Below are 20,599 nucleotides of genomic sequence, written 5' to 3'. Positions count from 1 at the left end.
TTTTTGTCAACTTATTTCAAAAAAATTTTACATCTAAAACAACCAAGACTTTTTTCAATTTATTTTATCTTGTCGATAAACTTAGCCATAATTTTATAGAATAGAGGAGGGATCAGACCAAACACCATTATCACTATTTTTTAAAACCACTTTTTAAAAACAACCGATGGTGTTCCGAAAAGGGAAAATCTAAAATATAGCAATTTCCCTACTGGCGAGGTACAGAGTCTCTAGTTTGAGGGAACAGGGAATGGGGAACAGGGAACAGAGCGTCTAACAAAAGTCCACCTCATGAGTCACGAAAATGCTATAGACTAAACCTCGACTCAATAACACTGTCGAAGGGATAGAGTGTTCCTGATAAAAACAGCTTATCTGTTGCAGGAATTAATTTAAACGGTCTATGTTTTTAATGCCTGATGGGCGATGAAAAAACAATGAATAAAATTTAAAAGCAAAGCAATTTTCAGAATCTGCTAGAAACCCTTCTAATTAAATTCCTTGATACCTAAGTATTTATCCGTTACGAGGAGGGTATAAAAAATTTTTACTTTAACTGTTCAGTCCACTGAGAATTGCTGCATCTGACATAAACTAAAGAATTTGTAAACTTGGGGTCAGTCGGTACGTTATGGTTAATCAATTTCCCTGTGTTTATCCTTGGTTAGGGTTGATTATTTTGACTGTTTTAGGTTTGATAAGCTATGGCTTAAATCGGATTAAAAGCTGTAGGACATTAGAAGCTATTCATCAGTACTATAAGCATCAACTAACTGAATACAATGAGCATAAACAGACAATTGAAGAGCAATTAACGCAAAAAATTGAGCGATATCAAGCTCAAATTAAAATTTTACAAGAACAGAACGATTACTATCAATTACAATATCATCATCTTCCTCTGCCGACTTATACTTTCAGACGACAAAGCAAGGCATTTGTGTTAGTGGAATGGAACGAAGCGGCTAGTCATTTTCCTTATTTTTATCGGACTGAAGAGGTGGGTCTAGAAGCGCGAGAACTGTTTGCTGAAACGCCTGTAATCTATCAAACCTTACTCCATTGTGCGAATAATCATTTGCCCATTCAACGAGAAATTACCATCGGAGAATCCCAAGAAATTCGCCAACAGTTGCGCCTGTATTGGGTTTGGATGGATGGAGATTTTATCATGCTGCATATTGAGAATATCACTCAACAGAAACAAACAGAACAGGAGTTAAATATTCGCCTGCGTCAACAATCTGCCGTCACTCGTTTAGGTCAATTTGGATTAGCGACTTCTAACTTGTCCGCTTTGATGGATCAAGCGGTGCGTTTAGTGGCCTTAACCTTAGAGGTGAAATATTGCAAAATTTTAGAATTGTTACCGAATAATAATGCTTTATTATTACGGGCGGGAGTCGGTTGGAAAGAGGAGATGGTGGGGTATGCGACGGTGAGTGCTTCGCCCAATTCCGAAGCCGGTTATACTCTACTACAACATGAGCCTGTAGTGTTTCAAGATTTGGCTCTAGAAACTCGTTTTCGGGGGTCGCCTTTGCTCCATAATCATAAAATCGTCAGTGGGGTAAGTATCATTATTCCTAATCGGGAAAAAGCTTATGGCATTTTGGGCGCTTATAGTCATCAAGGGCGACAATTTACAGAGGATGATATCCGGTTTTTGCAACTGGTGAGCCATATTTTAGCCACAGCTATTGAACGCCATCAACAACAGGCTCAATTGGATTTGATGAAACGGGCAATTGATGCCAGTAGTAATGGGATCACCATTCGAGATGCGATCGCCTCCAACTGTCCTATTATCTACGTTAACCCCAGTTTTGAGACACTCACAGGCTATCGAGCAGAAGAAGTGATTGGTAATCCTGATTTTGTGCTAAATGGTACAGAAACCGATCCCGACGTACAACGGCAACTTGAAGAAGCGCGGGTCTATGGGGAAGAATATCACGCGGTTTTAGAACAATATCGTCAAGATGGGTCTTTATTCTGGAACGAACTCTATATTGCTCCAGTTCACGACTCCGAGGGAAATTTAACCCACTTTATCGAAGTCCAAACCGATATTACCGAACGGAAACAGTTTGAAGAACAACTACGCAATGAACGGGACTTACTCAACGGCATTATGCAGACTAGTGTAGCCGCTATTACCGTCGTAAATGCCCAAGGTCAGATCACCTTTGCCAATCAACAAGCCCAGGCGATTTTAGGCTTAACCTTCTCCGATGAGCAAACTTGGACTTATGATGACCAACGCTGGCACATTGTGGATTTTGAAGCGGAACCGTTCCCCTTAGAACAACTGCCTTTTAATCAGGTCATGAAGACTGGGAAACCTGTGTTTAATGTCCGTCATGCCATCCAATTTAGTGGGGGCCCCTTAAAATATCTCTCCATTAATGGTTCTCCCCTCAAAGATGAACAGGGTCAAATTTTGGCGATTGTATTCTCAGTTAATGATATTACCCAACAGTATCAAGCTGAACAGGAAGTCCGGGAGCGCGAGGAACAATTTCGTCTCACCTTTGAACTGGCCCCGATTGGAATGTTTATCTCGTCCTTAGATGGTCATTTATTAAAGGTGAATCATGCTCTGTGTGAGGTGTTGCAGTATAAACCCTCTCAATTATTGCTTAAAAACCTGATTGAATTGACCCACCCAGATGATCAAGCGGCCGATGCGGCCATTAATCAACGGTTATTACTCAATGAGGTCAATCATTACCAACTCGAAAAACGCTATATTGCCCAAGATGAAAGCATTGTTCATGCGTTGGTAAAAGTGGTGGTAGTCGGGGATGGTCAAGGGATTCCCCGCTATATGATTGGTCAGGTGGTGGATATTAGCGATCGCAATCGTGCCGAAGAAGCCCTCAAAGAAAGTGAACAGCGTCTAGAAGGCATCCTCAGTTCCATTGATGATGTCGTCTGGTCAGCCGATGCCCGCACCCTGCACCTCCTCTATCTTAACGCCGCCACAGAAACGGTCTATGGGCGTTCGGTACAGGACTTTTTAGACAATCCCGCCCTCTGGCTAGACACCATTCACCCCGATGATCGATCCCATCTCATCGATCAATTTAAGAGTCTTTTCCGACTCGGCACCACAAAAAGCGAGTTTCGCATTGTTCAACCCAACGGCACCATCCGGTGGTTAGCCAGTCGTTGCCGAGTCGTGCGGGACATCAAAGGCCAACCCTTGCGACTTGATGGCATTTGTAGCGATATTACCGAACGCAGACAGGCCGAAGAACAACTGCGCCATAACGCCTTTTACGACTCCCTCACCGACTTACCCAACCGGGTGTTATTCCTTGACCGTCTCTGGCACACCATCCGCCGCGCTAAACGACGGGGAGGCTATTTATTCGCCGTTCTCTTCTTAGATTTAGACTCCTTCAAAGTGATCAACGACAGTTTAGGTCACACCATCGGGGATCAACTGCTCATTGCCCTCGCCCGACGCTTAGAATCCTGTCTGCGCGCCAGTGATACCCTAGCCCGTTTAGGCGGGGATGAATTTACCCTGCTCTTAGAAGACATCGGAGATCGACAAGATGCGATCGCCGTGGCGGAAAAAATCCTCGAACAGATCAAATCCCCCTTCATTCTTGGGGGTTATGAAGTCTTCACCAACGCCAGTATCGGCATCGCCTTCAGTCATATCACCTACGAAAACATCCCCCTAACCTGTTCCATCGCCGCCCCCGACTACGACACCCCCGAAGACCTACTCCGAGATGCCGACACCGCCATGTATCGCGCCAAAGCCCACGGCAAAGGCCGTTACACCGTCTTTGACCAAAATATGCACCAGCGCGTCCTCGCCCGACTCACCCTAGAAACCGACCTGCGGCGCGCCATTGAACGACAGGAATTCCTCGCCTACTATCAACCCATTATTTCCCTCAGTAGTGGTGAGATCGTCGGCTTTGAAACCCTCATGCGCTGGCATCCTCCCGGACAAAACTTTGTCTCCCCCGCCGAATTTATCCCCGTCGCCGAAGAAACCGGCTTAATCCTACCTATGGGACAGTGGATTTTCCGCGAAGCCGCCGCCCAACTGCGGCAATGGCAGAACAAATTCCCCCAATGTCCTCCCTTGACCATGAATATTAACCTCTCGGGTAAACAAATCCGGGAACGGGATCTACTGGACTATATCGACCAAACCCTAGAACAACTGCAACTTGATGGCAATTGTCTAAAATTGGAAATTACCGAAAGTGTGTTAATGGAAAACGCCGATTCTGTCGATGAAGTCATCCTCGCCCTACGCGCCCGCAATCTACAACTCTGTATTGATGACTTCGGCACTGGATATTCCTCCCTCAGTTATCTCCACCGCTTCCCCGTCAGCACCTTAAAAATAGATCGCTCTTTTGTCATGCGAATGCAGCCCAACGGTACCAACCTAGAAATTATCCAAGCGGTCATTACCCTCGCCCATACCCTAGGGATTAATGTAGTGGCCGAAGGCATTGAGACGGAAATCCAACTGCGACAACTGCAAAACTTAGGCTGTGATTACGGCCAAGGGTATTATTTCTGTCGTCCCTTAGATGCCCAAAGTGCAGAAGAGTTTTTAGCCCAAACTTGTCTAGGTCAAAAACGATTTGTCCCATTGTCTTGATCTCTGTCTCCCTAAGCAGTACAGTCAGGGAACGAGTGCGGCTCGGTCGCACCCCCACTTCTTACTGCTAAATGTCAGATATGCCTTTTTCAAATAGAGTTAGTGGTATTGTCCTGCATCCCACCTCCCTGCCCGGTCGTTTTGGCATTGGTGATCTTGGGTCAGAAGCCTATCGATTTGTGGATTTTTTGGTCGATAGTGGTCAACAAGTCTGGCAAGTGTTACCTCTAGGACCCACGGGCTACGGGAATTCTCCTTACTTGTGTTATTCGGCTTGGGCGGGGAATCCGTTATTGATTAATCTAGAGTGGTTAGAATCCGAGGGCTTACTCTCTTCAGAAGACCTGGAAAATTTACCCCCTTTTAATCCGGATCAGGTGGACTATGATGGGGCTTTTCAGGTCAAAATGCCCCTTCTGAAAAAGGCCAGTCAGAATTTTTTAGACCAAGCCACACCGGAACGGTTAGAAGATTTTGAGGAATTTTGTACCACTCAAGCCTACTGGTTGGATGATTATGCTCTGTTTATGTCCCTCAAGGATGCCCATGGGGGGGCGAGTTGGTACGATTGGGAAGAAGAGTTAGCCCAACGAGATCCCAAGGCGTTGGCGTTGGCGACGGCACAGTTACGGAATGAGATTTTTTATTACAAGTATATGCAGGCGGAGTTTTTCCGTCAGTGGTCATCGCTGAAGGAGTATGCCAACGATAAGGGCATCCAGATGTTTGGCGATATTCCCATTTATGTGGCTCATGATAGTGTGGATGTCTGGGCGCACCCGAAAATCTTCTGTTTGGATGAGGAAACGGGACAACCGGAGTTAATGGCAGGAGTACCGCCGGATTATTTTAGCGAAACTGGACAGTTGTGGGGGAATCCGGTGTATAACTGGGAGGCTCTACAAGCGACGGGGTTTAAGTGGTGGATTCAACGCATTAAAGGGATGTTGAATTATGTGGATTTAATGCGCATTGACCATTTCCGGGGCTTTGAGTCTTACTGGGCGGTGCCGGGGGGCGAGAAAACGGCGATTAATGGGGAGTGGGTGGAAGCACCGGGATCGGAATTCTTTAAACTTTTGCGGGAGGAGTTGGGAGAATTGCCCATTATTGCGGAGGATTTGGGGGTGATTACGCCGGAGGTGGAAGCCCTACGGGATGAGTTCTCTTTTGCCGGGATGAAGGTTCTCCATTTTGCCTTTGATTCGGGGCCGGGCAATCCGTTTTTACCGTTCCACCATCACCCCAATTGTGTGGTCTATACGGGGACTCATGATAATAATACGACGGTGGGCTGGTATGAGGCGCGATCGCATGAAGAAAAGGAACGGGTGTTAAATTATCTCGGTGGCTACCCAGAAGAGGGGATTCACTGGGCGATGATTCGCATGGCTTTATGTTCTGTGGGCAATTGTGCCATTTTCCCCCTTCAAGATGCTTTGGGGTTGGGGGGCGAAACTCGCATGAATTACCCCGGCGCGGCGGAGGGGAATTGGACGTGGCGCTACCGTTCTGAAATGTTAACTCAGGAATTGCGCGATCGCCTGCGTTTCCTCTCAGATATCTATAACCGTCTCCCCCGCGAATAAGGAGAGAGCAAGATTAATTATCAATTATCAATACTTCAGGTAGTGATGGCTTAATTCGGTTTGAGGTGAGCCACGGGGATGGATTCTGTTCGTTCTGGCGATCGCACTCCTGTCGCCACAGCCTCAACTGCGTGAAGAATATCGGCAGAATAATATCGATTGCCGCAGGTTTCACCAACACCAATGGTCACATTTTCGAGAATAACAAATCTCGACCGATGCTTAAAGGCTTGACGTTCAACAAAACGGTTTATTGTTCCTTCGCAATACTCACATTTATACAGCCCAGTAATGGCGTTCTGTCGGGGACTTCGGTCTAGATAAGAGTCTATATGGGAATCCCTCGCTTTCAGCGATGGGAGGTTCAAAGCCGTACATAGAATCAACTCCCCCTATTCCCCGTTCCCTGTTCCCTGTTTCCTATCAAGACTGAGGATTAGGCGTTTGATAGGTCACCGTTTGCACCGCCCCCGGACTGCCCAGAGGACGCGCTTCCTCATTATTGAACGTAATCACCACGCCCCCCGCATTACCCGCCGTGATTTTCAGGGACTTTTCCGCCTCCCAAGTCCGTTCCTCTCCTTTCTGTAAAATCCCCTCATAGGCCACCGCACCATCGGCCACTACTCTCAACCAACAATCATCTTGTAACTTCATCGACACCACCACTCGATTAGAAACCGGGTTATTTTCCCCAAGAGTGTTCGGATTTAATGAATTTTCTAAACGATTAACGGCCTCAATGGTAGGGCTAATTTGCTGGGAAGAGGGTTGAGCCGTATCGTCAGACAAGGGAGCAAGACTATCCACCGGGGGATTATCCCCCGCCAGTTGTAAGTTCGATTTCTGCACCAGCATGGACAAACCACTCACCGCACTGACTAACACCGCAATATAAATCCAGTAGAGATGAAATGGGCGTAATTGAGTGGGAGTCGATTCTCGCCAAGCAGGTTTCATCGGCTTGACTTGGTACTGAGTGGGGAAGGCACTAGCAAAGTCCGCCCCATTTAACTCTAAAGCATCGGCAAATTGCTTAATTAATGCCCGAATATAAATCGGTTCTGGCAAAACATTTGTATCCGCTTCCTCAATCGCCCGCAGTAGACGAACCTGAATCCGAGTTTTTTGGGATACTTCTTCTAGGGATAAGGCTTGTTTCCGGCGGATTTCGTGGAGATAAGAGCCGAGTTCCCTAAGTTTTTCCCCTTGGCTTGCCGTTAAGTGAATTTTTCTGCTCATACAAGGTTCTCCATGATGTCTACTGGGATGTCTACTGGGATGCTTAGAGATGGGGGATAAGACTAAAGGGCTACAGGGGCAAATTGCCCCCAAATTTCTTGCTTCGTCAGGGAACGATAATGACCCGTAGGTAGGTCAGGCTGTTGAGGATCTGCCAGTTGGAGGGTGCCGATGGCTGTACGATGAAGTTCTAACACCTGATGGCCGAGTTGTTCAGCCACTCGGCGAATTTGGCGATTTCGACCTTCTCGTAACACAATTTCTAATAACGTTTGTTGAGGATGAGAAGCTAACACAGTGATTTCTGCGGGTAAAGTCCATTGATCTGCCAGTAAAACCCCTCTACGCCATTGTTCTAGTGTGGCCGCACGGGGGCAGCCTTGCACCCAAACTTCATAGGTTTTGGGGAGATGATAACGGGGGTGAGTGAGTCTTAAGGTTAAATCGCCATCATTGGTTAACAAGACGGCTCCGGTGGAGTCCCCATCTAAGCGCCCCACGGGATGGATTCCTTGATGGCGACCCAGACTAGGGGGCAAAAGATCCAGAACAGTTTTGCGCTTTTGGGGATCGTCACAAGTACAGAGAACTCCTTTGGGTTTGTTGAGTAAAAGATATACAAACGGAGGACGGTTTTGGGGATGGAGCAGTTCTCCATCTACTTCTAGGCGATCGCCTTGGGTGGGATCCGCTTTTTGACCCAGATGCACCACTTGCCCATTTAACCGCACTCGTCCTTCTAAGATCATAGTCTCAGCTTGACGACGTGAGGCAATACCCCATTGAGAGATTAATTTTTGAACCCGTTCTGGCATAGGGGTTTCTCCCGTTGAGAACTTAGTGGACTGGTGGATTTCTGGTGGCAGACGTTGCACTTGATCCCGGAACTATGTACAAATATTACAAGATTACCACCTAACCTTGATTTTGCGGTAGAAACTTCCTCCCTGAGAGTTAAAGACAGGACAACGGCTCAAGGTTAGAGTTTAGATGGAAATTAACCTGCGAACTATGTCCCCAGACGAATCACGTTTAACGTCAGAGAACCTATCCTCTGAACCCCTTGACTCCCAAGAGAAAGAGGGTCAAAGTCAGTTAATCAGTAAGATCCTTAGTCCGGCGGTGCAATTTTGGCTGCGATCGCAAGCGGACAAAGTTGAAGCGTTACAAGTTAAGATTCACGGGCGCAATCGGCAAATTTTAACCGGGTACTTACCCAAAGTATCTCTTTCTGCACAAGGGGCTGTCTATCAAGGCTTACACCTCAGCGAAGTTGAATTAACAGCCGAAAATATCCGGATCAATTTAGGTGAAGTCCTCAAAGGCAAACCCTTACGTTTATTGCAACCCGTCCCTGTTATGGGTCATGTCCGTTTAGAGCAATCGGATCTACAAGCCTCTCTTGATGCACCGCTTTTAGCCAGTGCCTTACAGGATTTATTTGTGTCCCTTGGCTCTCTTGTCACCTTGGGTCAACAGCCCCCCCAGCATACTGATGTCTCTACAGATTCACCTTCGGTACAAATTCGCTGGCAAACGGCCGAAATTACACCTGAAGAGATCACAGTACGGGGGGAATGGCTCCAAGGAAAACCATCGAACTCTTCCGTCTTACTGCAAACCGGATTAAAAATCCTTCACGGTCAAATTTTACACCTTTCTCCCCTCACCTTGCAATCAGACTTTACCCAGCATCCACCCCATGAATTGCAAATTCCCTTGGGATCCGAGGTAAACCTGACCACATTGAGTCTAACGTCAGGACAGTTAGCTGTTCAGGGGGAAATTTTAGTTTCGCCTTAATAAGACACTGGGTTCAGCTTAGTTTGTTTTGACGCTCCCGTTAGACCTAAAAGGGTAACGGGAGAGAACGTCACAGGGGCTAGGTCACGGTCGTCTTACATTAAAACAACACCATTCCCCCCGCTTCCAAAGCGTCGCCACAATCCAACCATGGGCTTCTAAAGTATCGGCAATGGGTTTAGCTTGTTCTAATAAAATCCCACTAAAAATTCCCCATCCTTTGGGTTTTACCAAGTCCGTCATCTGAGGAATCAGTTCTAAAATCACCTCCGCTAAAATATTGCAGAGAATGCCATCGACGGGTTCTAAGATCAGTTGGGGAATAATCTCAACACTTCCCTTGTGAATGCTGAGTTGATTGGGGTTGATTTGGTTTAAATCGCGGTTGCTTTTAGCGGCACGAACCGCCAAGGGATCGATATCCACACTATAAACTCGTTCAGCCCCTAATAAGACCGCACCAATGGACAAAATTCCTGAACCACAACCAATATCTGCTAGGGTTTGACGGGGTTCATTGGGGGTAATGCGGATTTCTAGAGATTCTAGACAAAGTTGGGTGGTGGGGTGGGTGCCGGTGCCAAAGGCCGCGCCGGGGTCCAGTCGGACAATCACCCGATCACTATCTGGGGGAAGGGTTAGCCAAGCCGGATAAATTAAAAAGCGATCGCCAATTTCCTGGGGTTCCCAGTATTGTTTCCAACTACTCGACCAGTCTTCCTCATCAATCAGACTCCATTTCGTGATCGGTGCAGGCAGTTCTAAGGTGAGGGCATCTTGTCTCAATAACAACGAGAGTGCCGCTAAATCTAATAACTGGATTGATTCTTGGTCTAAATAGGTGGTGATTAACCAAGAATTTCCCCGTTGTTCCCCGGCCATGCCACGACAACCAAATTGCTCTAGTCGCCAGAAGATCATATCTTCTAGAATCGGTTCACAGAGAATTTTGATTTCCCACCAGTTGTTAGCCATGCGTTTTGAGGAATGAGGACGGATGGGCGATCTCAACATTGCTCAATTGTTACAATGCGATCGCCCCTAATCTAGGGCTTGCTGAATAACTCCGAGAGTTGGGGAATCGGGAGTTGGGAGTCGGGAGTCGGGAGTCGTGCCAGTTTTCGATGCTCTGTTCCCAGATCCGGTGTTCTCCGTTCCCTTGTTGAGCCTAGCGTAGGCGTGTTATTCAGTAGACCCTAATCTAAGAAATCAAACGAAACCTTAGCCTACAGTGCAACCGTATAAGCATCCGTAATCCCCGGAATGCGCCGAATTTCGTCTAGAATTCCCTCCGGTAACGGATCATCCAAACTCAACGCCATCACCGCATCCCCTCGAACAATCTTACGCCCCACCTGCATACTGGCAATATTGACATTAAATTCACCCAGCAGCGACCCTAAACGGCCGATAATCCCCGGCATATCCCGGTGTAGGGTAAACAACATATAAGGGCTAGGGGGTAAGTTAATTGGGAAACCATCCAAATTCGTCACCCGGATTTCACCATCGGAGAGTAAAGCCCCCGTCACCGAATGCTGACCTAAAGATCCCCGCGCTTCCATATACAATGACCCCGAATAGTCCGAAGCTGACGCATCCTTGGTTTCAATCACCCGGATTCCCCGTTCCTTCGCCTCTAAACTGGCGTTAACATAGTTCACCCGTTCGCGTAAGGCCTTAGATAATAACCCTTTCAGGGAAGCAATCACAATGGGCTGACTTTGTGCCGTTGCTAAATCCCCTTGTAGACGGACATTGAACAAATCCACTCGCCCCCCGGCCAACTGTCCGACCAAATTTCCCAAAGTTTCCGCCAGTTGTAAATAGGGCTTTAACTGTTCCATCACATCAGGATTCAGCCCCGGAATATTAACCGCCGAACGGGCTGGTAAACCAAGCAGAACGTCCCGAATTTGCTCCGCCACATCAATGGCCACATTGACTTGAGCTTCCGCCGTAGACGCGCCTAAATGGGGGGTGAGGATGATTTCCTTGCCTAACTCCCGTAAACTGGACTCTCCGAGGGGTTCCTCATTGAATACATCCAAAGCCGCCCCAGCAATCCGCCCCTCTTTTAGAGCCTTCCCTAACACCTCCTCATCCACAATCCCGCCTCGGGAACAGTTGATGATGCGGGTGGTGGGCTTCATTTTGGCGATCGCCTCCTCCCCGATTAAATTCGTCGTTTCCGGCGTTTTCGGCACATGGAGCGTAATATAATCCGCCTCTTGGAACAAAATATCCAAATCCACCAAACGGCAGCCCAACTGTTCCGCCCGTTCCGCCGAAATAAACGGATCATAGGCCAACAACTTCATCCCCAGCGCCTTCGCCACCGTCGCCACATGAGAGCCAATCTTCCCTAAGCCCACCACACCTAGGGTTTTTTTATACACCTCCGCCCCCACAAAACTCTTGCGATCCCACTTCCCCGCCTTCACTGACAGATTCGCCTCGGGAACATAGCGCGAGAGAGATAACATCATCGCCAAAGCGTGTTCCGCCGCCGCCGTCGTATTCCCTTCTGGCGAGTTCACCACCACCACACCCCGACGAGTCGCCGCCGGAATGTCCACATTATCCACACCAACACCCGCCCGACCGACAATCTTCAACTGAGTTCCCGCCTCAATCACCTCCTGCGTTACCCGCGTACCGGAACGGATCATCAAGGCATCATATTCAGGAATAACTTGTATTAATTCTTCTGGACTCAGACCCGTTTTAACATCCACTTGGGCAACTTGAGACAAGATATCGATCCCCGCTTGATCAATGGGGTCAGAAACAAGGACTTTGGACATAGTAGCTCATCTAGTTCATACAGCGCATAGGCATTTTAAGGGGAAATGGGACAACATGGACGGAATCGTTGGAAAGATTTTCAGTTCTCCGTCTTGGTTTCCCCTACAATTTGCCCTAAGATCAAATCCACTCCGGCCTGTAATTGACTGGATTCTCACCTTAACCCCATAATTAATAATTGAGTATTAATAACTAATAAAAAATTAAAATGAACTATTTATTTGCCGTCTTCCCCGACCGAATTAAAGCCGAAGAAGCTTATACAGCCCTAGAAAAAGCCGAAATCCCCCCCCAACACATCTCAATCCTAGGGCGAGGCTACAAAACCGCCGACGAGTTTGGTTTAATTGATCCCGCCGTCCAAGGGCGCAAACAAGCCATTTTTATGGCCTTTTGGCTCGTTCCCTTTGGCTTCATTGCCGGATTCACCTTTAATCTACTCACGGAGTTTAACCTCTTCCCTTGGGCGGGGGCCTTGGGCAATCACCTGATAGGCGGTCTTTTCGGCGCAATTGGCGGCGGCATGGGCAGCTTTTTTGTCGGGGGTGGTATTGGTGCCGCCTCTTCGAGTGGGGATGCTTTACCCTACCGGAATCGACTCAGTGCAGGCAAATATATTGTCGTCGTCAAAGGCTCCGAAAAATTGAAAAACCAAGCCACACCCATTTTGCGACAATTTGAACCAGAATCCTTACAAGGCTATGCAGAAAGCTAATGCGTGTTGTTATTCAGAAAGTTAGGTCTTCTTCTGTTTTAGTAGAGGGTCAAATGATCGGGCAAATTGGCCGAGGTTTAAATCTTTTAGTCGCCATTGCACCAACGGACACCCCGGAAGAATTAGACTGGATGGCGAGAAAATGTTTAGATTTGCGACTCTTCGCCGATACAGCAAGCGGACGCTGGGATAAATCGGTGCAAGAAATCGGCGGGGAGTTGTTAGTGATTAGTCAGTTTACCCTCTATGGCGACTGTCGGAAAGGTCGCCGTCCTTCCTTTAGCAATTCTGCCCCCCCAGACCAAGCGGAAGCCTTATATAACCAATTTGTGGAACGGTTAAGAGCCAGTGGGTTAAAGATAGAAACCGGACAGTTTGGAGCGATGATGCAGGTCAATATTGAAAACGATGGCCCCGTGACATTGTTGTTAGAACGGGAAGCCACGTGAACTCCCCCACCCTGCCGTTAGCGAGGAAGGGGAATTCCGCAACATTTTTGTTAAATGATTTCCCCATCTGATATCCGCCATTCACACTCAGTTGAAGCCGATTTGAGTAGCCTAGAAACCCGGTTTTTGACCCTTGACTAAAAAATCAGCTAGAATGTTAGGCAACCCTAATCCCGGACTGAGACGCTTTGCAAGTCTTGCCTAAAGAGGGTCTGACACTGATTTAAGGGTGTTGCAGTTCCGTTCAATTATTGAGAGGTCTAAATTTATGGTAACTACCCCTCAACCCACACAACCGACTAAGGTCATCTACCCTGATTGTGACGGAAATCCCATGTCTGATAGTACTCGCCAGTTCCGTTGGATTGTGGTGATTAAAGAAAACTTAGAGATTTTGTTTGATGATGATCCCAATGTCTTTGTGGCGGGGGATTTACTCTGGTATCCCCAAGAAGGGAATAATAAAGTACGTCAAGCGCCGGATGTGATGGTGGCCATTGGACGACCTAAAGGCGATCGCGGTTCTTATAAACAATGGGAAGAAGAGAACATCCCCCCCCAAGTGGTGTTTGAAGTTCTCTCCCCCGGAAATCGCCTCAAGGAAATGGCGAAGAAACAAGAGTTTTACAATCGCTATGGGGTGGAAGAATATTATATTTTTGACCCAGATCGTCTGGATTTTAATGGTTTGGTTCGCCGTCAAAGGGGTTCACTGGAAACCATTGATCAGCCCGATAGCTGGACGAGTCCCCGTTTAGGGATTCGCTTTGAACTTCAGGATGACCAGTTCACCATCTACCGTCCCGATGGTCAGCGATTTCTCACCCCCACGGAGTTGGCTAAACTCGCCGAACAACAGCGTCAGAGGGCGGAGTCCGCAGAAGCACGGCTGCGGGAATTGGAGGCTCGTTTACAGGAACTAGAGGGGAATCGCAACCCCCAGGACTAACATGAGAAATGCGAAGATCCTGTAACAATCTGTATCGTCTCTTGGTTTGTGGCGCACATTTTTCTACAATAAACCCATGATTTATGGTGACTTATCGCGCTCATGTCAAAAACCGTTGCTGATTACATGACCCCCAATCCTTTAACCGTCACCCCCCAAACCCCGTTAAAGGAGGCTATTCAGATTCTCGCAGAACACCGGATTAGTGGTTTGCCTGTGGTGGACGAAGGGGGGAAATTGCTGGGGATTTTAGCCAATGCGGACTTGATGTGGCAAGAGACGGGGGCTGATCCCCCGCCTTATATTATGTTCCTCGATAGTGTGATTTTTCTGGAAAATCCCGCCAAATATGAGAAGGAACTGCACAAGGCTTTAGGGCAAACGGTGGAAGAGGTGATGAGTACCAAACCCATTACGGTGAAGCCGGATCAGCCCTTACGGGAAGCGGCCAAACTGATGCACGAGAAGCACGTTCGCCGCTTGCCTGTGTTAGATGAAGAGGGAAAAGTGGTGGGAATTCTCACCCAAGGGGATGTGATTCAGGCCTTGGCGGCTGAATAACGGGATAATCCAGCCCCATCTGTTGCGGGTGGGGAAGATCACAAATTTTTTTGAGCAGAGTAAATTCATGACCATTACGCCGGAATCCGTACAAGTCCTATTAAATTCTGAAGATTATGGCGATCGCCTAAGTGGATTAAATAAACTACGCCAACTCTCTCCAGACGTGGCTTTTGGCCTGATTAAACCCCTGATTACAGACAGTCATCCGCGAGTGCGCTACTCGGCCGTGAGTCAGATGGATTCCTTGGGGGGGCAGAATCTCGCCGAAACCCTGCCCTTGTTGCGGGAACGCTTGCTCACAGATAAGGAATCCGATGTACGCGCTGCGGCTGCCGATGCGATCGCCGCCTTAAAACTCACCGAAGCCTTTGATGATCTGCTCCTAGTGTATCAACAGTCCGGCGACGACTGGCTGATTCAATTTAGCATCATTGCCGCTTTAGGCGAAATGGGAGATCCCCGCAGTTTCCCCCTCCTACAAGAAGCCCTAGACTCCGATAATACCTTATTACAAACCGCCGCCATCGGTTCTTTCGGGGAATTAGGCGATCCCCGTGCCATTGCCCTCCTTGCCCCCTTTGTCACCCATAGCGATTGGCAAATTCGCCATCGTTTAGTGCAAGCTTTAACTCGTTTAGGCACCCCAGAAAGTCACGCCTTATTAGCCCAGTTGACCCAAGATGAATTCCCCCAAATTGCCCAAGATGCTCAAGCGGCACTGGATTAAGCAGGGGAGAGGGGAGCAGGGGAGCAGGGGGGAGGGGAGCAGGGGAGCAGGGGAGCAGGGGAATAGTGGGTAGTGAATAGCCAAAACTCTTTTATTTTAGGGAACAGGGAACAGGGAACAGGGAACAGGGGGAGAGGGGGAGCAGGGGAGCAGGGGGGCAGGGGGAGAGGGGAGCAGGGGAGAGGGGGAGTTGATAATTATTAACTATTCCCGACTCCCGACTCCCGACTCCCGACTCCCGACACTCGGACTTATTTAGCTTAATCGGCGGGAAGCCCCGCACTCTACGCGAAGCGTGAGTGTCGGGATGAAAGCCGAGGCGATGGAGCTAAAGCGGAGTCGCCAATTACTCATGCCTGTTGCTGCTCGATGTAGTGTTTCAGCACAGAGATGGTGAATATTAAAGTTTATCATGCGAATCGCCTACCAGTACCGAATTAAGCCAACCTATGAGCAGCGATGCCAGATGGAACGCTGGCTTGATATGCTGCGCTGTCAGTACAACTGGATGCTGGCTGACCGATTCGACTGGTGGGAAATGAATCGCACTCCGGTTAACGTCTGTCCTTTGGTGTGTAGTATCGCTGAACCCAGAGAGCAACCCGACTACTACAACCAAAAACGGTCATTGGTCTCGTTAAAAGATGAACGCCCCTGGTACAAAGAGATTCACTCTCAGGTACTTCAGGACATGGTGAAGCGTGTTGGGAAAGCGTTTGACCGATTTGTCAAAGGCGACAAAAACGGCAAGCGAAGCGGCAAGCCTCGATTCAAAGGGAAGAACCGCTACCGGACGTTTACCTACCCACAGGCCAAGCCTGATTGGATTGACGGAAACCGTATTAAACTCCCTAAGATTGGGGCGGTGAAGTTCATTCAGCATCGTTCTTTACCTGATGGCTTTGCGTTGAAAACCGTTTCAATTACTCTTAAGGCTGATGGGTGGTATGTGACTTTCTCGCTGGAAGACAAGTCTGTGCCAAGCCAGCTAGTAGAAACCATTGTGACGACGGTCGCCAACAGTATTGGGGTTGATGCTGGACTGGAATACTTTATGGCTTGCTCGGATGGCACTATGAAGCCGCCGCCAAAGTTTTATCGGCAAGCTGAAGATAAACTGGCTAAACTCCAGTCCAAGCGAGATGAGAGGGGATTAGGCTCAAAATCACGCCGTAAGCTCAATGAGCGTATTGCTAAGTTGCATCAACGCATTGCCAGACAACGGAAGCAGTGGCATTTTGAAACCGCTCAAGAGTTACTCGACAAAGCGGAAGTCATCTTTGTCGAGGAGATAAAAGTTTCCAATATGTCCCGACGCAATAAGCCGAAACAGGGAGAAGACGGAGTGTTTCTCCCTAACGGTCAATCGGCTAAATCGGGGCTGAACAAAAGTTTCGCTGATGCTGGGATAGCTGGGTTTTTGAACGAAATCCTACCTTTTAAAGCTGCGAAAGCTGGAAAGATGGTTGTGAAGATTAACCCTGCTGGCACATCCCAACATTGTGCAATTTGCCTGAATAGAGTCCCCAAAAAGCTATCTGACCGATGGCATGATTGCCCCCATTGTGGAGCGTCTATGCCGCGAGATGTGAACTCTGGGGTGCTTATCAAAAAAGTGGGGCTGGGGCATCGCCTCACTATAAAACGCGAATCTGGGGCAACCCGGAGGAGAAGCCCTCGCTGTACCGCAAAGCGGTCAGCGTAGGGAGTATGTCACCAAGCCCCATATCGTATCAGCGTGGGGATTGCGTTACCTGCTCTTTGAACCTCCCATCGCTGAAAGCGAGGGATTCCCATATAGACTCTTATCTAGACCGAAGTCCCCGACAGAACGCCATGACTGGGCTGTTTGACCACGGGCGCACCGACCGCAGTTAATCCACGCTGTTTTACTATCATTGAAGCAGGAACATCCCGATCCACGGTGTAGCCACATTCAGAGCAAGAGTGAACCCTTTGAGAGAGTTCTTTCTGACCTGTATGGGTTCCACATTCAGGACAAACTTGAGAGGTATAGTCTGGATTGACCTTGGCAAAATATGTATCCGTTTGAGAGCAAACATATTGCAAGATAGTAAAGAATTGACCTAAACCTATATCTAGAGACTGCTTACAGAATAGTCCTCTACTCCAAGCTGTGAAGTTAATATCTTCAACAAATACCATCCCGACTCCATCACAGAGTTGATGGGCTAACTTGAAATGGTAATCCTTTCTTCTGTTGGCTACGGCTTCATGTAATAGAGCGATCCGATGCTGTAGCTTCTGCCATTTATTAGACCCTTTGTTTTTATTCCTAAGCCTTCTTTGTAGTAATTTAATCTTACGCCGTGCTTTATCTAAAAACTTCGGCCTAGGAAGAATCAAACCATCGGAAGTTGCCAGCATACTTTGAATCCCAACATCAATCCCCAAAGCGTGACCATGAGGTATTGGGGTTGGGATATTAACATCAAGCTCAATTGCTAAGTTGACATAGTAACCCGATGCTTTCTTGATTACTTGAACTTGTTTGATCTTAAAACCCTCTGGAATATCCCGTGACTTGACAAACTTAACTTCCCCCAATAGAGGCATCTTTAGCTTGTTACCATTGACTTCAATTCTGCTACTAACTAAATTAAAAGACTTCATGTTCCTTTTGAAGCGAGGAAAACCTAGTCCCTTGCTTTTCATGTCGTTAAACGCCCGATCTAATTTCCGCAATGTTTGCTGCATCGCTTGGGCATTACCAGACTTAAGGAAATCGTTAGTCTTTTTAGCTTGGGTTAAATTGGCAGATTGAGTATGGTAGTTAGGATATTCAAAGGGAGCAACAATATATTCAGAACGAATAGAGCAAGCGTTGACCTGACAACTACGACTGTTATACCAAAGCTTTCTTTGAGCCAAAGCATAGTTCCAAACAGATTGGCAGACAGTTAAATTTAATTCGATCTTCTCTGTCTGCTCTTTGGTTGGAATTATCTTATAGTTGTAAGTAAGGTTAAGCATTCAATTCTTGCTCATTGTTAGCAAGATTATAGCAGGTTGGGGTATGCTGTTGTAATATGTCGTAATTCATCCCGTCGATACAATCGAGGGTCTTCTTCCGACGATCAAGATAATCGCCTGAATCCCCCCCAGCGTCACCCCCTCATACCAAAGCAACTCCGGCAAGATCAACACCATTGGACCACTCCCACAATGTCCTAAACACCCACACCCCACAACACGCACCCCCGGAAGATCACACCCAGCCAACACCTTCAAAATTTTTTCAGACCCTTGACGGCGACAGGTGCGGTTTTGACAAACAAGAATTTCCTGGGTGATTGGTTGGTTCATGATTAACGGGCTATCGATCGCAACAGTGGGAACAATCCTGATTGACCTACGTCTAGAAGACAGAAATAAGGTCTGCTCTACCATAACCTAATTGCACCCATTGCAATCGACAGGATTTCAACTCTCATCTTTGTACACCTAAATATAGTCCTCAATACCATCAGATATCATGGAATATCGAACCAGCTACTCAACTCTCTCCTTGCCTCTGGTCGGTCTTGCGCTGCTGCTGAGTGCCGGAAGCGCCCAAGCTACAGAACATAGCCCTCTCCTGCTGAGTCAAGCGACCACAGAAGCAGAAGATGTCATTATACAAACGGAAGACGACCCCCGTTTTACCTGCCAATATAACAACGGGTCTTACACCGTGATGTATACCCCCAAAGAGCAGCCAGAATACGCTTATCCTTGGGCATCTCCCCAAGACTTAGGGGGCGGCTGGACGGCGGATAAACGCTGTAATACCATCAGCCAACGCTTAGAACAATATCGTCCCGATGGCCTGTTAGAACTACGAACGGGGATAGAAAATAACTATAATGTTATTTGTGTGACGACCCAAACAGATCCCAGTTGTCGTATTGTCTTAACAGTACCTCCCGGACAAGACCCCATCGCTACACGGGATCAAGTGTTCCAAAATCTCACACTGGCCGATAGTGGCCAAGCGACTCAAGGGGTAAACACTTTTATTAATGGCGGTAATGTCGGCGGCATTATCGGGGAACTGGGCAATGTGTTAGGGATTGATACCTCTAACTTAGGGGGCATTTTAGGCGGCAGTGGTGCCACAGGTGGCGGTGCGCCGATGTCTTCGCCCGGTGGGATTAATTTGCGCCCCTTCCTCGCTCCCTCCGATGGGGGGACAGGGACTCACTTACGCCAAAGTAGTCCAATTCGGAATACACCCCGCCCCGTCCGCAATCCGGGGAATCCGGGGTCTGGTCGGACTTTAAACCCGGATAATTTCCGCTAAGATTGCAGGTAGGGCAAACCCGGCGCTCTGGATGACCAGCGCCGGGTTTCTCGTGGGTGGGGGCTAACTTTTTGCACTACAAGACAGAGGATAGAGCCAACAAAACACCGTAAAATAAGGATTGCTCTCCCATTTGTGCAATTTGTTGAAGACCAATGACCAAAACAGCGCCTACTCCCTCCCATCCTGCATCGACTCGCCCGGATTATGATGTGATTGTCATTGGTTCGGGGATTGGTGGACTGGTGACGGCCACCCAACTCGCCGCGAAGGGGGCTAAGGTTCTGGTTTTAGAACGGTATTTGATTCCGGGGGGCAGTGCGGGCTATTTTGAGCGCGAGGGCTATTGTTTTGATGTGGGGGCCTCGATGATTTTTGGCTTCGGCACGGAAGGCACAACGAATTTACTCACCCGTGCTTTAGATGCTGTGGGGATGAAAATTGAGACGATTCCCGATAGTTGCCAGATTCATTATCACTTGCCCCAAGGTCTGGAACTCAAGGTGCATCGGGATTATGAGCAGTTTCTAGGGGAATTAGGCGATCGCTTTCCCCAAGAACGTCAAGGCATTCGTCGCTTCTATGACGAGTGTTGGCGGGTGTTTAACTGCCTCAATGTTATGGAATTACTCTCCCTCGAAGAATTGGGTTATTTATTCCGCGTCTTTTTTCAACACCCCCTCGCTTGTTTAGGTTTAGTGAAATATCTCCCCCAAAATGTGGGGGATATTGCCCGACGCTATATTAAAGACCCCGAATTACTCAAATTCATTGACATGGAGTGTTACTGCTGGTCGGTGGTACCGGC

The 20,599-nt window shown here is 47.9% G+C and carries 18 protein-coding genes; 11 read left to right on the top strand and 7 right to left on the bottom strand.

Annotation, left to right across the window (positions count from 1 at the left end; genetic code table 11):
- The first annotated feature begins 631 nt into the window (after window positions 1-631).
- Window positions 632-4,642, top strand: coding sequence for an EAL domain-containing protein (locus tag SPI9445_RS27665; RefSeq protein WP_017305441.1), 4,011 nt, complete (start codon window positions 632-634; stop codon window positions 4,640-4,642).
- Window positions 4,643-4,722: 80 nt separating this feature from the next.
- Entirely contained in the window at window positions 4,723-6,231 is a 1,509-nt protein-coding gene (malQ, locus tag SPI9445_RS0114280; protein ID WP_017305440.1) for a 4-alpha-glucanotransferase, read from the top strand.
- Window positions 6,232-6,281: 50 nt separating this feature from the next.
- Here malQ and SPI9445_RS31670 read toward each other — a convergent pair whose 3' ends face one another.
- From SPI9445_RS31670 to SPI9445_RS0114270, 3 genes are all read right to left on the bottom strand, one after another.
- The gene (locus SPI9445_RS31670; RefSeq protein WP_202803699.1) at window positions 6,282-6,599 is read right to left on the bottom strand and encodes a YgiT-type zinc finger protein; all 318 of its coding nucleotides are present in this window, start codon (window positions 6,597-6,599) and stop codon (window positions 6,282-6,284) included.
- 55 nt (window positions 6,600-6,654) lie between these two features.
- Window positions 6,655-7,473, bottom strand: coding sequence for a helix-turn-helix domain-containing protein (locus tag SPI9445_RS0114275; protein ID WP_017305439.1), 819 nt, complete (start codon window positions 7,471-7,473; stop codon window positions 6,655-6,657).
- A gap of 62 nt (window positions 7,474-7,535) precedes the next feature.
- Entirely contained in the window at window positions 7,536-8,288 is a 753-nt protein-coding gene (locus SPI9445_RS0114270; protein WP_017305438.1) for a pseudouridine synthase, read from the bottom strand.
- Between the two features lie 175 nt (window positions 8,289-8,463).
- Between SPI9445_RS0114270 and SPI9445_RS0114265 the strand changes: the two genes are divergently transcribed.
- A complete protein-coding gene (locus tag SPI9445_RS0114265; protein ID WP_017305437.1) occupies window positions 8,464-9,276 on the top strand; it encodes an LmeA family phospholipid-binding protein in 813 nt (270 codons plus the stop codon).
- Between the two features lie 84 nt (window positions 9,277-9,360).
- On the opposite strand, the gene prmA is transcribed toward SPI9445_RS0114265, so the two are convergent.
- Complete coding sequence (prmA, locus tag SPI9445_RS0114260) at window positions 9,361-10,251, bottom strand: 50S ribosomal protein L11 methyltransferase (protein ID WP_017305436.1); 891 nt, start codon at window positions 10,249-10,251, stop codon at window positions 9,361-9,363.
- A gap of 251 nt (window positions 10,252-10,502) precedes the next feature.
- Window positions 10,503-12,083 carry a phosphoglycerate dehydrogenase gene (serA, locus tag SPI9445_RS0114255; RefSeq protein ID WP_017305435.1) on the bottom strand — a complete coding sequence of 527 codons (1,581 nt, stop codon included), beginning with the start codon at window positions 12,081-12,083 and terminating at the stop codon, window positions 10,503-10,505.
- 209 nt (window positions 12,084-12,292) lie between these two features.
- Between serA and SPI9445_RS0114250 the strand changes: the two genes are divergently transcribed.
- The 6 genes from SPI9445_RS0114250 (at window position 12,293) to SPI9445_RS0114225 (ending at window position 17,193) form a co-directional block, all read left to right on the top strand.
- Complete coding sequence (locus SPI9445_RS0114250; RefSeq protein WP_017305434.1) at window positions 12,293-12,799, top strand: hypothetical protein; 507 nt, start codon at window positions 12,293-12,295, stop codon at window positions 12,797-12,799.
- On the top strand, window positions 12,799-13,248 hold the full coding sequence (gene dtd / locus SPI9445_RS0114245) for a D-aminoacyl-tRNA deacylase (RefSeq protein ID WP_017305433.1): 450 nt from the start codon (window positions 12,799-12,801) through the stop codon (window positions 13,246-13,248). The genes SPI9445_RS0114250 and dtd overlap by 1 nt, the downstream gene beginning before the upstream one ends.
- Window positions 13,249-13,516: 268 nt before the next feature.
- On the top strand, window positions 13,517-14,197 hold the full coding sequence (locus SPI9445_RS0114240; protein ID WP_017305432.1) for a Uma2 family endonuclease: 681 nt from the start codon (window positions 13,517-13,519) through the stop codon (window positions 14,195-14,197).
- Window positions 14,198-14,299: 102 nt separating this feature from the next.
- Window positions 14,300-14,758 carry a CBS domain-containing protein gene (locus tag SPI9445_RS0114235; protein ID WP_026079796.1) on the top strand — a complete coding sequence of 153 codons (459 nt, stop codon included), beginning with the start codon at window positions 14,300-14,302 and terminating at the stop codon, window positions 14,756-14,758.
- 67 nt (window positions 14,759-14,825) lie between these two features.
- Complete coding sequence (gene nblB / locus SPI9445_RS0114230; RefSeq protein WP_017305430.1) at window positions 14,826-15,488, top strand: phycobilisome degradation protein NblB; 663 nt, start codon at window positions 14,826-14,828, stop codon at window positions 15,486-15,488.
- Between the two features lie 466 nt (window positions 15,489-15,954).
- Window positions 15,955-17,193 carry an RNA-guided endonuclease InsQ/TnpB family protein gene (locus tag SPI9445_RS0114225; protein ID WP_017305428.1) on the top strand — a complete coding sequence of 413 codons (1,239 nt, stop codon included), beginning with the start codon at window positions 15,955-15,957 and terminating at the stop codon, window positions 17,191-17,193.
- Window positions 17,194-17,297: 104 nt separating this feature from the next.
- Here SPI9445_RS0114225 and SPI9445_RS0114220 read toward each other — a convergent pair whose 3' ends face one another.
- Window positions 17,298-18,482 (bottom strand): RNA-guided endonuclease InsQ/TnpB family protein, encoded by a 1,185-nt coding sequence (locus tag SPI9445_RS0114220; RefSeq protein ID WP_017305427.1) that lies wholly within the window; start codon window positions 18,480-18,482, stop codon window positions 17,298-17,300.
- 66 nt (window positions 18,483-18,548) lie between these two features.
- Complete coding sequence (locus SPI9445_RS0114215; RefSeq protein ID WP_017305425.1) at window positions 18,549-18,815, bottom strand: (2Fe-2S) ferredoxin domain-containing protein; 267 nt, start codon at window positions 18,813-18,815, stop codon at window positions 18,549-18,551.
- Window positions 18,816-18,984: 169 nt separating this feature from the next.
- On the opposite strand from SPI9445_RS0114215, the gene SPI9445_RS0114210 reads away from it, so the two are divergent.
- Window positions 18,985-19,791, top strand: coding sequence for a COP23 domain-containing protein (locus SPI9445_RS0114210; RefSeq protein ID WP_017305424.1), 807 nt, complete (start codon window positions 18,985-18,987; stop codon window positions 19,789-19,791).
- Between the two features lie 155 nt (window positions 19,792-19,946).
- On the top strand, window positions 19,947-20,599 hold a 653-nt coding region (locus tag SPI9445_RS0114205; RefSeq protein ID WP_017305426.1), incomplete at its 3' end, for an FAD-dependent oxidoreductase.

This window comes from Spirulina subsalsa PCC 9445, assembly GCF_000314005.1.
GTDB lineage: Bacteria > Cyanobacteriota > Cyanobacteriia > Cyanobacteriales > Spirulinaceae > Spirulina_A > Spirulina_A subsalsa.
The sequence above is the reverse complement of the archived record's forward strand: the minus strand, read 5'-3'. Positions and strand labels throughout refer to the sequence as shown.

Coding starts and splice junctions, on each gene's coding strand:
- SPI9445_RS27665 (WP_017305441.1), top strand. CDS start 632: ATGGTTAATCAATTTCCCTGTGTTTATCCTTGGTTAGGGTTGATTATT.
- malQ (WP_017305440.1), top strand. CDS start 4,723: ATGCCTTTTTCAAATAGAGTTAGTGGTATTGTCCTGCATCCCACCTCC.
- SPI9445_RS0114275 (WP_017305439.1), bottom strand. CDS start 7,473: ATGAGCAGAAAAATTCACTTAACGGCAAGCCAAGGGGAAAAACTTAGG.
- SPI9445_RS0114270 (WP_017305438.1), bottom strand. CDS start 8,288: ATGCCAGAACGGGTTCAAAAATTAATCTCTCAATGGGGTATTGCCTCA.
- SPI9445_RS0114265 (WP_017305437.1), top strand. CDS start 8,464: ATGGAAATTAACCTGCGAACTATGTCCCCAGACGAATCACGTTTAACG.
- prmA (WP_017305436.1), bottom strand. CDS start 10,251: ATGGCTAACAACTGGTGGGAAATCAAAATTCTCTGTGAACCGATTCTA.
- serA (WP_017305435.1), bottom strand. CDS start 12,083: ATGTCCAAAGTCCTTGTTTCTGACCCCATTGATCAAGCGGGGATCGAT.
- SPI9445_RS0114250 (WP_017305434.1), top strand. CDS start 12,293: ATGAACTATTTATTTGCCGTCTTCCCCGACCGAATTAAAGCCGAAGAA.
- dtd (WP_017305433.1), top strand. CDS start 12,799: ATGCGTGTTGTTATTCAGAAAGTTAGGTCTTCTTCTGTTTTAGTAGAG.
- SPI9445_RS0114240 (WP_017305432.1), top strand. CDS start 13,517: ATGGTAACTACCCCTCAACCCACACAACCGACTAAGGTCATCTACCCT.
- SPI9445_RS0114235 (WP_026079796.1), top strand. CDS start 14,300: ATGTCAAAAACCGTTGCTGATTACATGACCCCCAATCCTTTAACCGTC.
- nblB (WP_017305430.1), top strand. CDS start 14,826: ATGACCATTACGCCGGAATCCGTACAAGTCCTATTAAATTCTGAAGAT.
- SPI9445_RS0114225 (WP_017305428.1), top strand. CDS start 15,955: ATGGAACGCTGGCTTGATATGCTGCGCTGTCAGTACAACTGGATGCTG.
- SPI9445_RS0114220 (WP_017305427.1), bottom strand. CDS start 18,482: ATGCTTAACCTTACTTACAACTATAAGATAATTCCAACCAAAGAGCAG.
- SPI9445_RS0114215 (WP_017305425.1), bottom strand. CDS start 18,815: ATGAACCAACCAATCACCCAGGAAATTCTTGTTTGTCAAAACCGCACC.
- SPI9445_RS0114210 (WP_017305424.1), top strand. CDS start 18,985: ATGGAATATCGAACCAGCTACTCAACTCTCTCCTTGCCTCTGGTCGGT.